The 12,098-nt window shown below is 64.4% G+C and carries 13 protein-coding genes; 12 read left to right on the top strand and 1 reads right to left on the bottom strand.

Annotated elements, in window-relative coordinates; all coding sequences use genetic code 11:
* Window positions 1-57 precede the first annotated feature (57 nt).
* From glyA to AC1D1L_RS09050, 5 genes are all read left to right on the top strand, one after another.
* The gene (gene glyA, locus AC1D1L_RS09070) at window positions 58-1,371 is read left to right on the top strand and encodes a serine hydroxymethyltransferase (RefSeq protein WP_477340579.1); all 1,314 of its coding nucleotides are present in this window, start codon (window positions 58-60) and stop codon (window positions 1,369-1,371) included.
* Between the two features lie 79 nt (window positions 1,372-1,450).
* Window positions 1,451-2,038: a hypothetical protein gene (locus tag AC1D1L_RS09065; protein WP_477340769.1), complete on the top strand. Its 588-nt coding sequence runs from the start codon at window positions 1,451-1,453 to the stop codon at window positions 2,036-2,038.
* A 247-nt stretch (window positions 2,039-2,285) separates the two neighbouring features.
* Entirely contained in the window at window positions 2,286-2,765 is a 480-nt protein-coding gene (gene nrdR / locus AC1D1L_RS09060) for a transcriptional regulator NrdR (protein ID WP_477340577.1), read from the top strand.
* A gap of 2 nt (window positions 2,766-2,767) precedes the next feature.
* On the top strand, window positions 2,768-3,889 hold the full coding sequence (ribD, locus tag AC1D1L_RS09055) for a bifunctional diaminohydroxyphosphoribosylaminopyrimidine deaminase/5-amino-6-(5-phosphoribosylamino)uracil reductase RibD (RefSeq protein ID WP_477340575.1): 1,122 nt from the start codon (window positions 2,768-2,770) through the stop codon (window positions 3,887-3,889).
* Between the two features lie 64 nt (window positions 3,890-3,953).
* The gene (locus AC1D1L_RS09050; RefSeq protein WP_477340573.1) at window positions 3,954-4,571 is read left to right on the top strand and encodes a riboflavin synthase; all 618 of its coding nucleotides are present in this window, start codon (window positions 3,954-3,956) and stop codon (window positions 4,569-4,571) included.
* 13 nt (window positions 4,572-4,584) lie between these two features.
* Here the strand turns inward: AC1D1L_RS09050 and AC1D1L_RS09045 are convergent, their stop codons facing one another.
* The gene (locus tag AC1D1L_RS09045) at window positions 4,585-5,232 is read right to left on the bottom strand and encodes a glutathione S-transferase family protein (protein WP_477340767.1); all 648 of its coding nucleotides are present in this window, start codon (window positions 5,230-5,232) and stop codon (window positions 4,585-4,587) included.
* A gap of 223 nt (window positions 5,233-5,455) precedes the next feature.
* Between AC1D1L_RS09045 and ribH the strand changes: the two genes are divergently transcribed.
* From ribH to AC1D1L_RS09010, 7 genes are all read left to right on the top strand, one after another.
* A complete protein-coding gene (gene ribH / locus AC1D1L_RS09040) occupies window positions 5,456-5,950 on the top strand; it encodes a 6,7-dimethyl-8-ribityllumazine synthase (protein WP_203280035.1) in 495 nt (164 codons plus the stop codon).
* Window positions 5,947-6,438 carry a transcription antitermination factor NusB gene (gene nusB, locus AC1D1L_RS09035; protein ID WP_112562963.1) on the top strand — a complete coding sequence of 164 codons (492 nt, stop codon included), beginning with the start codon at window positions 5,947-5,949 and terminating at the stop codon, window positions 6,436-6,438. Before ribH ends, nusB begins: the two co-directional genes overlap by 4 nt.
* The gene (locus tag AC1D1L_RS09030) at window positions 6,435-7,667 is read left to right on the top strand and encodes an MFS transporter (RefSeq protein ID WP_477340571.1); all 1,233 of its coding nucleotides are present in this window, start codon (window positions 6,435-6,437) and stop codon (window positions 7,665-7,667) included. Before nusB ends, AC1D1L_RS09030 begins: the two co-directional genes overlap by 4 nt.
* Window positions 7,668-7,822: 155 nt before the next feature.
* Window positions 7,823-8,734, top strand: coding sequence for a glycine betaine ABC transporter substrate-binding protein OsmF (osmF, locus tag AC1D1L_RS09025; RefSeq protein WP_436259610.1), 912 nt, complete (start codon window positions 7,823-7,825; stop codon window positions 8,732-8,734).
* A 286-nt stretch (window positions 8,735-9,020) separates the two neighbouring features.
* Window positions 9,021-10,184, top strand: a complete 1,164-nt coding sequence (locus AC1D1L_RS09020; protein WP_477340569.1) for an ABC transporter permease — start codon at window positions 9,021-9,023, stop codon at window positions 10,182-10,184.
* A complete protein-coding gene (locus AC1D1L_RS09015) occupies window positions 10,181-11,119 on the top strand; it encodes an ABC transporter ATP-binding protein (RefSeq protein ID WP_112561324.1) in 939 nt (312 codons plus the stop codon). The genes AC1D1L_RS09020 and AC1D1L_RS09015 overlap by 4 nt, the downstream gene beginning before the upstream one ends.
* The gene (locus tag AC1D1L_RS09010) at window positions 11,116-11,868 is read left to right on the top strand and encodes an ABC transporter permease (protein ID WP_192253270.1); all 753 of its coding nucleotides are present in this window, start codon (window positions 11,116-11,118) and stop codon (window positions 11,866-11,868) included. The genes AC1D1L_RS09015 and AC1D1L_RS09010 overlap by 4 nt, the downstream gene beginning before the upstream one ends.
* Window positions 11,869-12,098 lie beyond the last annotated feature (230 nt).

Here is a 12,098-nt window from a genome sequence, read left to right as displayed (position 1 = left end):
GGTTTTGGGGCAGCGATATGCATAGGTAAATTGCCCCGAACCGGAGGATTTCAGGCCATGGCAACTGCAGCGGCAGCGTCGAACAAATTCGAATCTTTCTTCGAAACCACGCTTGCCGATGCCGATCCGGATATTTTCGGCGCCATCCGCAACGAACTCGGTCGTCAGCGCCACGAGATCGAGCTGATCGCCTCGGAAAACATCGTCTCCCGCGCTGTGCTCGAGGCGCAGGGGTCGATCATGACCAACAAATATGCCGAGGGTTATCCGGGCAAGCGCTACTATGGCGGCTGCCAGTTCGTCGATGTCGCGGAGGAACTAGCCATCGAGCGCGCCAAAAAGCTGTTCGGCTGCAACTTCGCCAATGTCCAGCCGAATTCCGGCAGCCAGATGAACCAGGCGGTCTTCCTGGCGCTGCTTCAGCCCGGCGACACCTTCATGGGCCTCGATTTGAATTCCGGCGGCCATCTGACCCACGGCTCGCCCGTCAACATGAGCGGCAAGTGGTTCAAGGTCGTCTCCTACGGCGTGCGTAAGGACGACCATCTGCTCGACATGGACGCGATCGAGAAGACCGCGCATGAGACCAAGCCGAAGCTGATCCTGGCCGGCGGCACCGCCTATTCGCGCGTGTGGGACTGGAAGCGCTTTCGCGAGATCGCCGACGCGATCGGCGCCTATCTGATGGTGGACATGGCCCATATCGCCGGCCTCGTCGCCGGCGGCGTGCATCCCTCACCGCTGCCGCATGCCCATGTAGTCACGACGACGACGCACAAGTCGCTGCGCGGCCCGCGCGGCGGCATGATCTTGTGCAATGATGAGGACATCGCCAAGAAGATGAACTCGGCCGTTTTCCCCGGCCTGCAGGGCGGACCGCTGATGCATGTTATCGCAGCCAAGGCGGTCGCCTTCGGCGAAGCGCTGAAGCCGAGCTTCAAGGTGTACGCCGAGAGCGTTGCCGCCAACGCCAAGGCGCTGGCGTCGAGCCTCCAGGAAACCGGCCTCGATATCGTCTCCGGCGGCACCGACAACCATCTGATGCTGGTCGACCTCAGGCCCAAGAACGCCACCGGCAAGCGCGCCGAGGCGGCGCTCGGCCGCGCCAACATCACCTGCAACAAGAACGGCATCCCGTTCGATCCGGAAAAGCCTTTCGTCACCTCGGGCGTTCGCCTTGGCACGCCGGCCGGCACCACGCGCGGCTTTGGCCAGGCCGAGTTCCGCGAGATCGGCAAGCTGATCGCCGAGGTGCTGGACGGGCTGAAGGTTGCCAATTCCGACGAAGGCAATGCCGCGGTCGAGGCGGCGGTGAAGGCCAAGGTCATGGCGCTGACCGATCGTTTCCCGCTCTATCCCTATCTCGGTTGACCGCACGCCGCGCGTCGTCTTTTATCCCGCGCTCCGCGCCGCTCCTGTTCGGGCGGCGCGGCCTGTTGGAGATTTGATGATGCATGTGTACCGTCCTGCCATTCTGGCCCTCTTTGGCTCGCTTGCCGCTTTCACTGTGTCGGGCGCGGTTGCCCAGGAGCAGACGCAGCCGAGCACGGATATGCCGGCGACCACCACCTTTGGCAGGTGGACCACCATCATCGATGCGCTCGATACCGGCCAGGATTCGCACAAGACCTGCGCCGCCTCTACCGCCTTTCTCGATGGCAGCGGCAATGCGGGCACGCTGACGCTTTCGATCTCGACCGGCGACGCCCTGCCGCCCGACGCCTATCCGGCCATCATGATCACGGTCGCCAACAAGGAGCTACCGACGGGCAAGAAGATCGCGGCGACCTTCGGCGACCCCGGCGTCAAGGTTTCCGCGACGGTCTATTCCAATGATGCCGCCGGCCGCCCGAGCTGGACAGTCGACAACCAGGCCAAGACCAGCCTCGCGCTGCTGCGTGCCATGCGCCAGGTCATCTCGCTCGATGTGACGTTCGGCAAGCAAACTGTCGCCAGCATCCCGATGGATGGTTTCACCAAGGCTTACCGCAACCTCGGAACGTCCTGCGGCTTCCCGACCAAGGACGTAGCGCCCTGACGTATCTGGCGCGGCTGGCAATTTTCCTCGCGCCTCGCTATCTCTGAGGGAGCGAGCGGCCTTTGCCGAACCTTTGCCGGTCCCGGCAAAAACCTCTAAGCCTCTCGTCTAAAGCATGATCCCGAAAAGTGGGAACCGGTTTTCGGGAAAGATCATGCTCAACAAAGAGATAGATCAGGATACCGATTCGGTCATTCAACCAAACGTCATCCTGATCTAGCCAGAATCGCCAACCCGAAGGCTCTCCATGCGCTGTCCCTATTGCCAGTCCGAAGATACGCAGGTGAAGGATTCGCGCCCCGCCGAGGATGGCGCGGCGATCCGCCGGCGGCGCGTCTGCCCCGATTGCGGTGGCCGTTTCACCACCTTCGAACGCGTCCAGTTGCGCGACCTCGTGGTGGTGAAGAAGTCCGGCCGCAAAGTGCCGTTCGACCGCGACAAGCTGCTGCGCTCGGTCGAGATTGCGGTGCGCAAGCGCAATGTCGATCCCGAACGCATCGACCGCGCGGTGACCGGCATCGTGCGCCAGCTCGAAAGCTCCGGCGAGACGGAAATCGCCTCGGGCGAGGTCGGCCGTCTCGTCATGGAGGCGCTGAAGTCGCTCGACGACGTCGCCTATGTCCGCTTCGCCTCGGTCTATCGCAATTTCCGCGAGGCCAAGGATTTCCATGACGTGCTGGGAGAACTCAAAGGTGACGAGCTGAAGAGCGAAGAGGACGCCGGCTGAGCATGGCAGCGCCTGGCAAAGCCGAGCAGGAAGCTCTCGATCGCCGTTTCATGGCGGCCGCGCTGCGGCTCTCGCGCAGAAATGCTGGCCGCACCTCGACCAACCCTTCGGTCGGCACGATCATCGTGCGCGATGACGGCGCCGGACCGATGATCGTCGGCACCGGCGTCACCGCCGTCGGCGGCCGGCCGCATGCCGAGACCGAGGCGCTGGCTGAGGCGGGCGAGCTCGCGCGCGGCGCTACAGCTTACGTCACTCTCGAGCCCTGCGCCCACCACGGCCGCACGCCGCCCTGCGCCAACGCGCTGGTCAATGCCGGCGTGGCGCGGGTGGTGGGGGCGGCGAGCGATCCCGATCCGCGCGTTTCCGGCAAGGGCTACGCCATCCTGCGCGCCGCCGGTATCGAGGTGGTCGAAAGGGTGCTGGCCGCGCAAGCCGCCGAGCAGATGGCCGGCTATCTCACTCGATCGCTGAAAAAGCGTCCGGAAGTGATTCTGAAGCTTGCGCTTTCCAGCGACGGCAAGATCGGCATGCATGGCGCCGGCCAGGTTACGATCACCGGCGATATTGCACGCCGCGAAGTCTATCTGATGCGGGCCGAGGCCGACGCCATACTGGTCGGCATCGGCACGGCGCTGGAGGATGATCCGGCGCTTACCGTGCGGCTGCCGGGGCTGGAGAACCGCTCGCCGGCGCGGATCGTGCTCGACCGCCAGATCCGGCTGCCGGAAGCCTCGAAGCTGGTCTCCGGCATCGACCGGGTGCCGCTCTTTATCGCCGCCTGCCTGGAGGCCGACCCGTTGCGGCGGTCGGTGCTGGAGCGTGCCGGCGTGCGCTTCATCGGCACCGAAACCCATGAAGGCGGGGTGGCTCTGCCGGAACTGCTTGAGGATCTCGGCGCGCTCGGCATGGCCAGCGTTCTGGTCGAAGGCGGCGCCAAAGTGGCCAGCGCCTTTCTCGCCGAGGGGCTGGTCGACCGCATCGTGCTGTTCCAGGGGCCGGAGGCGATCGGCGAGGACGGCATTGCGTCGCCCATCGACGCCGACCATATCCCGGCAGGGTTCCGCAAGTTGCGCGAGATGCGCTTCGGCGAAGACAGCTATGCGGAATGGATACGACCATGATCCCAAAAAGTGGGAACCGGTTTTTGGGAAAGATCATGGTCAAACCGAAAGATAGAGATTTCTGATGTTTACCGGAATTGTTACGGATGTCGGCACCGTCGCCTCGGTGCGGCCGCTTAGGGAAGGGGTGGGCCTTCGCATCGATACCGCATACGACCCGCAAGGCATCGCCATCGGCGCCTCGATCTCCTGCGGGGGAGTCTGCCTGACGGTGACGGCGCTGCCGGACAGCGGCTCGAATGCGCGCTGGTTCGAGGTCGAGGCCTGGGAAGAGGCGCTTCGGCTGACGACAGCAATGGGCTGGAAAACCGGTACCCGGATCAATCTGGAGCGGGCGTTGAAGATCGGCGACGAACTCGGCGGTCACATCGTCTCCGGCCATGTCGATGGCATGGCCGAGATCGTCGAGCGCAAGGACGAGGGCGACGCCGTGCGCTTTACGCTCGAGGCGCCGCGCGAACTGGCGAAATTCATAGCGCCCAAAGGCTCGGTCGCGCTCGACGGCACCTCGCTCACCGTCAACAAGGTCGAAGGCACCCGCTTCGACGTGTTGTTGATCCACCATTCGCTGACCGTCACCACCTGGGGCGAGCGCAAGGTCGGCGACCGCGTCAATCTCGAGATCGACACCATGGCCCGCTACGCCGCGCGCTTGGTCGAGGCGGCGAAAGAGGGTTTGTAGCGTTCAGGCGGCTTCAACTGGCTGATGGGGCGTTGACCGCAAATTGCGCGGAGAAAGCCCTGATATAAGCGGGCCGGGCTTCTCCGCGCGCGACATAGGCAGCCAGGTTTTGATATTCGTCCAGGATGCCTGACATTCTCAGCCGCAGCAGCACGGATACCATCAACAAATCGCCCGCGCTGAACGCACCATCGAGCCAGTCGGCGGCGCCCAAATGAGCCGAAAGCTTGTCCAGCGGGGCGCGAACACGGTCCTTTACCAGGGGCAAGCGCTCCTTGCTCCAGGGCTTGTCGGCTTCGAATATCCTTGCCGTCGTCAGTTCGAGGATCGGTGGCTCGACAGTGTTGAGGGCGGCAAACATCCACGTGATGGCGCGCGCCCGCGCATCGCGATCCCCAGGCAGCAGCCCCGCATGCTGCTCGGCAAGATGAAAGACGATCGAGCCGGTCTCGAACAGGCGGAGGGAACCTTCCTCATAGGTGGGGATCTGGCCGAAGGGATGGATGGCCAGATGGTCAGGCGCCTTCATCCCCGCGAAGGACACGAGACGAACCTCATAGGGCTGGCCCACTTCCTCGAGCGCCCAGCGAACGCGCGTATCGCGCGCCAGTCCCTTGCCGCCATCGGGCGATCGCTCAAAGGCCGTGATGGTGATTGTCATCGCATTCGTTCCTTGCCTGGGCGAATTTCTTCCGCCTCCTATCACAAGACGAATGTGCCTCCCGAAAGTCGACATCGGTCCTGAACTATTTTCATTGTCGGGCGCAGTTCGCGAATGCCCGCTCCCGAGGTCGAGGTAGCACGGAAATTGGTCTGGCCCTTCGGACAAAGCTTGCGAATGCGGCCGCTTCGGCCTAAGTCACCGGCGACCCCCGGAGACATTTATGGCTGGCACATCCCAACACGGCAAAGCGTTCATCCGCCCGAAGAAGAAGGCCCACCTTCTGATCATCGAGGCACGTTTCCATGACGATCTTGCCGACGCGCTGCTCGACGGCGCAACGAACGCACTCGACGAAGCCGGCGCGACCTATGACGTCGTCACCGTTCCCGGTTCGCTGGAAATTCCAGCCGTGATCACGTTTGCGCTGGACGGCATGGGCGAGGGCGGCAAGGACTATGACGGCTTTGTCGCGCTCGGCACCATCATCCGCGGCGACACCTATCACTTCGATATCGTTGCCAATGAATCGAGCCGTGCGCTGATGGATCTGTCCGTGCAGGAAGCGATCCCGATCGGCAACGGCATCCTGACGACCGAGAATGATGCGCAGGCCTGGACGCGCGCCAAGCGCACGGAAGGCGACAAGGGCGGCTTTGCCGCGCGCGCGGCACTCACCATGATCGCGCTCAAAGAGCAACTGGGAGCGCAATCGTGAGCGAACCCGCTTCGCCCGGTCCGCGCCATGCCAACAAGCGTGGCGCTGCCCGTCTGGCCGCCGTGCAGGCGCTTTACCAGATGGACGTGGCCGGCAGCGGCGTCTTCGAGATCACCGCCGAATATGAGGCGTTCCGGCTCGGCAAGGAAGTCGACGGCGCGCTTTATCGCGAGGCCGACGCGCAATGGTTTCGCGCCATCCTGACCGGCGTCGTCGAGAACCAGAAGACCATCGATCCGATCATCCGCCAGGCGCTGACCGAGGACTGGCCGCTGTCCAGGCTGGATTCGACGCTGCGCGCCATCTTGCGCGCCGGCGTCTATGAACTGATGAAGCGCGACGACGTGCCGGTGGCCGTCATCGTTTCGGAATATGTCGACATCGCCAAGGCCTTCTACGAGGAAGAGGAGCCGAAGCTGACCAACGCCGTGCTCGATCGCGTGTCGCGCCGCGTGCGCGGTGAGGGGCGCGGCAAGGACGCGTCGTGACCGACGCGGTCGCCGGGGCAGCAAGGGAAGCGCGCCGCACGGCGATCATCCTGGCGGCGTCGCAGGCGATCATCGGCTCTGCCGCGCCGATCGCCATTTCCATGGGCGGACTGGCCGGGCAATATCTGCTCGGCCCCGACAAGTCGCTGGCGACCGCGCCGATCACTGGCTTCAATATCGGCGTGGCGCTCGGCGCCTTGCCGGCCGCCGCCATCATCCGCTGGCTCGGCCAGCGCGGCGGCTTCATGACCGGCACCATCGTCACCGCACTCGGCGGAGTTGTCTCCACGCTGGCGCTGTATCAGGCGAGCTTCTGGCTGTTCGCTTTCGCACTGCTGGTGATTGGTGTCGGCGGCGCCTTTGTTCAGCAGTTCCGCTTCGCCGCCGCCGACAACGCACCGCCAGAATTCAAGGCGCGCGCCATTTCCTTCGTGCTGGCCGGCGGCATCATCACCGCCATACTCGGGCCGCAGATCGTCATCTTCACCCGCGAATTGCTGGCGCCCGTGATGTTTGCCGGATCCTTCGTGGCCATCCCGGTGCTGGCTGCGGTCGGCGCCATTATCCTGTCGTTCCTCCGCATCCCGGCCAAGGCCGCCGGCCACGCCGAAGTTGCGTACAGCGACGCTCGGCCGCTATCCGACATCGTCACCCGGCCGCGCTTCGTCGCGGCGCTGTTGTGCGCCGTCGGCAGCTACGCGCTGATGAGCTTCGTCATGACCGGCGCGCCGTTGGCCATGGTCGGCTGCGGCCTGTCGACGGATGACGCCACGCTCGGCATTTCCTGGCACGTGATGGCGATGTTTGCGCCGAGTTTCTTCACCGGCTCGTTGATCCATCGCTTCGGCGCCGAACGCGTCGTCGCCGCCGGCCTGATCCTTTTGATCGGCTGCGCCGCGGTAGCGCTGTCAGGCCTGCATCTATGGCAATTCTGGACGGCACTGATCCTGCTTGGCCTCGGCTGGAATTTCGCCTTCATCGGCGCCACTTCAATGGTCGCCGACAGCTACCACCCCTCCGAAAAAAGCAAGGTGCAGGGCTTCCACGATTTCGTCCTGTTCGGCTCCGTCGCTTTCGCCTCGCTGATGTCGGGCGCGGTCTACAATGCCTGGGGCTGGGAGATGCTGAACTGGCTCGTCTTCCCGGTCGTCGCACTGTGCTTCGTGGCGCTGGGTGCGCTCAAGCTGACCGGATTGCGCAAAGCCGGCGCCCGAGATCATCTTGCTTGACACGGCCTGTCAGCATGGCGCCGGCCGAAATCGCGGCGACGGCACAAAATTATTGCGTCTGTGCCCGTTGTTATGAAACCGTGTGCCCCGACGGAGCGTTGAAGCCATGCTCATATGCGGCCACCGCATTCCGGTTCAAAGCAAGGGATTTCACAATGTTTTCAGTCAAGGTTCTGGCCAGTGCGGCATTGGCGCTCGGCATCACAGCGGCTTCCGCCAACGCCCAGGTGGTCGTTTCCTCGAAGATCGACACCGAGGGCGGTGTCCTCGGCAACATCATCCAGCTGGTGCTGAACGCCAACAACATCAAGACCACCGACCGCATCCAGCTCGGCGGCACACCGGTTGTGCGCAAGGCGATCACCGCCGGCGAGATCGACATCTATCCCGAATACACCGGCAACGCCGCCTTCTTCTTCGAGAAGGCCGACGATCCGGTCTGGAAGGATGCCGCAAAGGCCTATGAGACCGCCAAGAAGCTCGACTACGACGCCAACAAGATCGTCTGGCTGTCGCCGTCGCCGGCCAACAACACCTGGGCGATCGCGCTGCGCAAGGAGGTTGCCGAGACCAACAAGCTGGCGACGCTCTCCGACTTCGGCAAATACGTCGCGGGTGGGGGCAAGGTGGTTTTGGCCGCCTCGGCCGAATTCGTCAATTCGGCGGCAGCCCTGCCGGCCTTCCAGACCACGTATGGCTTCACGCTCAAGCCGGACCAGTTGATCACGCTGTCCGGCGGCGACACCGCGGCGACCATTGGCGCGGCCGCCAACCAGACCAACGGCGCCAACGCCGCCATGGTCTACGGCACCGACGGCGGTATCGCGCCGTCCGGCCTGGTCGTGCTCGACGACGACAAGGGCGTGCAGCCGGTCTACCAGCCGGCGCCGATCATCCGTGAAGCCGTGCTGAAGGAGCACCCCGAGATCGAGACGCTGCTCAAGCCGGTCTTCGCCAAGCTCGACCTCGTCACGCTGCAGGATCTCAACGGCCGCGTCCAGGTCGGCGGCGAGCCGGTCAAAGGCGTTGCCGAGGACTTCCTGAAGAAGAACGGGTTCTTGAAGTAGTCAGCGCGTAGCTCATAGTGACACCGGTGCAAGGCGCTCCACTCTGGAAGCTGCTGATCTCCCCCCTTGCGGGGGAGATGTCCGGCAGGACAGAGGGGGGTGCTGTCCCGCTGACACCTCAACCCATCACAGCTGCGCACTTTGATAAGGTTGCTTCCGAACGAACCGACGGTCGAAAGCTGGCGATCCTTCACACCACCCTCTGGCCTGCCGGCCATCTCCCCCGCAGGGGGGGAGATTGGCTCTCACGCCGACCTGCGCCAATCGCCTCTCATGAGGGGCATCCATGACCCTTCGTTTGGACAAGCTCGGCATCGTCATCGCGGCGATCGTTGCCTATGCAGCGTTCTTCGCCTCGCTCGCCACCTTCCGCGCCAACCGCATCGTGCCAGGCGAGGCGCGTTCGATCCTGGAGGCGTTGCCTCCGGCCATCGGTCCGCTGCTGCTGGCGATCGTCGTCGTGGCCGCGATCATTGCCTTGCTGAAGACTCCTCTTGTGCTGCGCTTGGCCGCCAGCGTGGTGGCGCTTGTTGCCCTTGCCATCCTGATCGGCGTTGCCGGCACCTTCCTGACGCCGGCGGGCAACACCTTCGCCCGCATCTCGCCGGCCTCCGGCTTCTGGCTACTGATCTTCGCCTTCACGCTGCTTTTGGCCGATGTGCTGACAAGGCTCAACCTGTCGCCGCTGGCCCGCGTTGGGGTGCTCGTCATAGCGGCGCTCGCCATCGGCTTGCTGTTGATCTCGGGGCAATGGGACAGCCTGTCGATCCTTAAGGAATATGCTAACCGCGCCGACAGTTTCTGGGCCGAAGGCTCCAAGCACATCACGTTGGCGCTGGGCTCGCTGGCGGCCGCGGTGATCGTTGGCCTGCCGCTCGGCATTCTGTGCCATCGCGTCGAACGGTTGCGCGCCGGCGTGCTCAATGTGCTCAACATCGTCCAGACCATACCCTCGATCGCGCTGTTCGGCCTGCTGATCGCGCCGCTCGGCTGGGTGGCCGCGCATGTTCCAGGTGCTGCGGCGCTCGGTATCAGAGGCATCGGCACCGCGCCGGCTTTCGTCGCTCTGTTCCTCTATTCGCTGCTGCCGGTGGTGGCCAACACCGTGGTCGGCCTTGCCGGCGTGCCACGGGCGGCCAACGATGCCGCGCGCGGCATGGGCATGACCGACCGCCAGCGTCTGTTCGGCGTCGAGTTCCCGCTGGCCTTTCCGGTCATCCTCACCGGCATCCGCATCGTGCTGGTGCAGAACATCGGCCTGGCCACCATCGCCGCTCTGATTGGCGGCGGCGGCTTCGGCGTGTTTGTGTTCCAGGGCGTCGGCCAGACGGCGATGGACCTGGTGCTGCTCGGCGCCGTGCCGACGGTGGCGCTGGCCTTCGCCGCGGCTATCATCCTCGACGCAGTGATCGAAATGACCGCCACCAAGCGCAGGGTTGAAACGGCATGATCGAGATCGAAGGCATTACCAAGCGCTATGACGCAACGACCGTGGTCGACGACGTCTCGATGGTCATCGAGCCGCGCACGGTTTGCGTCATCGTCGGCACCTCCGGCTCCGGCAAGACGACGCTGCTGCGGATGATCAACCGGCTGGTCGAGCCGACCGCTGGTGTGATCAAGCTCGACGGCAACGACAACCGCTCGCTGCCGGGCTACGAGCTGCGCCGCAGCATCGGCTACGCCATCCAGGGCCACGGCCTGTTCCCGCACCGAACGGTGGCGCAGAACATCGCCACCGTGCCAGTGCTGCTCGGCTGGGACAAGGACCGCATCAAAGCCCGCGTCGACGAGCTGATGACGCTCTACCAGCTCGACCCTCAGGCCTATGGCCCGCGCTATCCGCACGAGCTTTCCGGCGGCCAGCAGCAGCGCGTCGGCGTCGCCCGTGCGCTTGCTGCCGAACCCAATGTGCTTCTGATGGACGAGCCGTTCGGCGCGCTCGACCCGATCATTCGCACCAAGGCGCAGGAAGATTTGCTGGCGATCCAGAAACGCTTCGGCACCACCATCATCCTCGTCACCCACGACATGGAAGAGGCGGTGCATATGGGCGACAAGATCGCCGTCATGGATGCCGGCAAGCTGGTGCAATACGCCAAGCCGGAAGAGATCCTGGCCAGGCCCGCCAGTGCCTTCGTCGAAACCTTGGTCGGCGCCAGCGAAAAGCCGTTCCGGCTGCTCTCGCTCGGCCGCGTGCGCGACGCCGTGGAGCAGGGCACCGCCGAAGGCGAGGCGATCCCCGGTGACGCCAGCCAGCGCGACGCGCTGGCGGAGCTTCTGTGGTCGGGCCGACCGGCGCTGCCGGTCAAGGGCGATGACGGCAAGCCGCTCGGCCGCGTCACCGTCGACGGGCTGGTCAAGCGCGCGGCGAGGCCGGCATGAAAGCCTGGCTGCCTTCACTGCTCAGGCTTGCCCTGGTGGTGCTGCTCATAGCCTTCGTCACCAATCCCGGCTGGTTCGAGCCGCTGCTGAAGCCGCTGACCGAAAACAATGCGCCGGCGATCTACAATCAGGGCAGCCTGCTGACGCTGACACTGCTGCATCTCAGGACGGTGCTGATCGCTACTGTAGCCGCCACCATCGTCGCGGTTGCGCTTGCCATCCTGGTCACCAGGCCGGCGGGCGCCGAGTTCCTGCCGCTGTCGCGCAGCCTGGTCAATATCGGCCAGACCTTCCCGCCAGTGGCGGTGCTGGCGCTGGCTGTGCCCGCCGTCGGTTTCGGCGAGAAGCCGACGCTGATCGCACTGTTCCTCTACGGCCTGCTGCCGATCTTCGAGAACGCGCTGACCGGGCTGACGACGCTGCCGGGCAATGTCATGGAGGCTGCGCGCGGCGCCGGCATGACCGGCTGGCAAAGGCTGATCAAGGTCGAACTGCCGCTCAGCGCTCCGATCATTCTGGGTGGTATCAGGCTGTCGGTGGTGATCAGCCTGGCCACCGCGACGATCGGCTCGACGGTTGCCGCCAAGACGCTGGGCGAGGTGATCATCGCCGGCCTGTTGTCCAACAACCTCGCCTTCGTCCTGCAAGGCGGCCTGATCGTCGCTGCCCTTGCAGTGCTGATCTATGACGGCCTGTCGGCCATCGAGCGCTACACCGCGCGCCGCATGGGGCAAGAGACCGGCGAATGATTTGCGGCCAGGCCGCACGCCACGGTTGAATGACGCTGCGTCATTTCAATCGATCTAATAGCAAGGCATAAGCGGCGGGAATGTTCTGGCCTAAACCTTTTGGCTGAAAGCCGGGCAAAAACCGAACAATATCTTGACGTTCCGAGCCCTGTTTCGCATACACCGCTGCGAAGGACGGATTCCGCCTAGGCTTTATCCGCTCCCCGCACCAACGGCCCAGGGAGGGGTTC

The sequence above is a fragment of the Mesorhizobium sp. P2_D6 genome (genome assembly GCF_056404315.1).
Note: the sequence above shows the minus strand (reverse complement) of the source record. Positions and strands in the feature narration are given on the sequence as shown.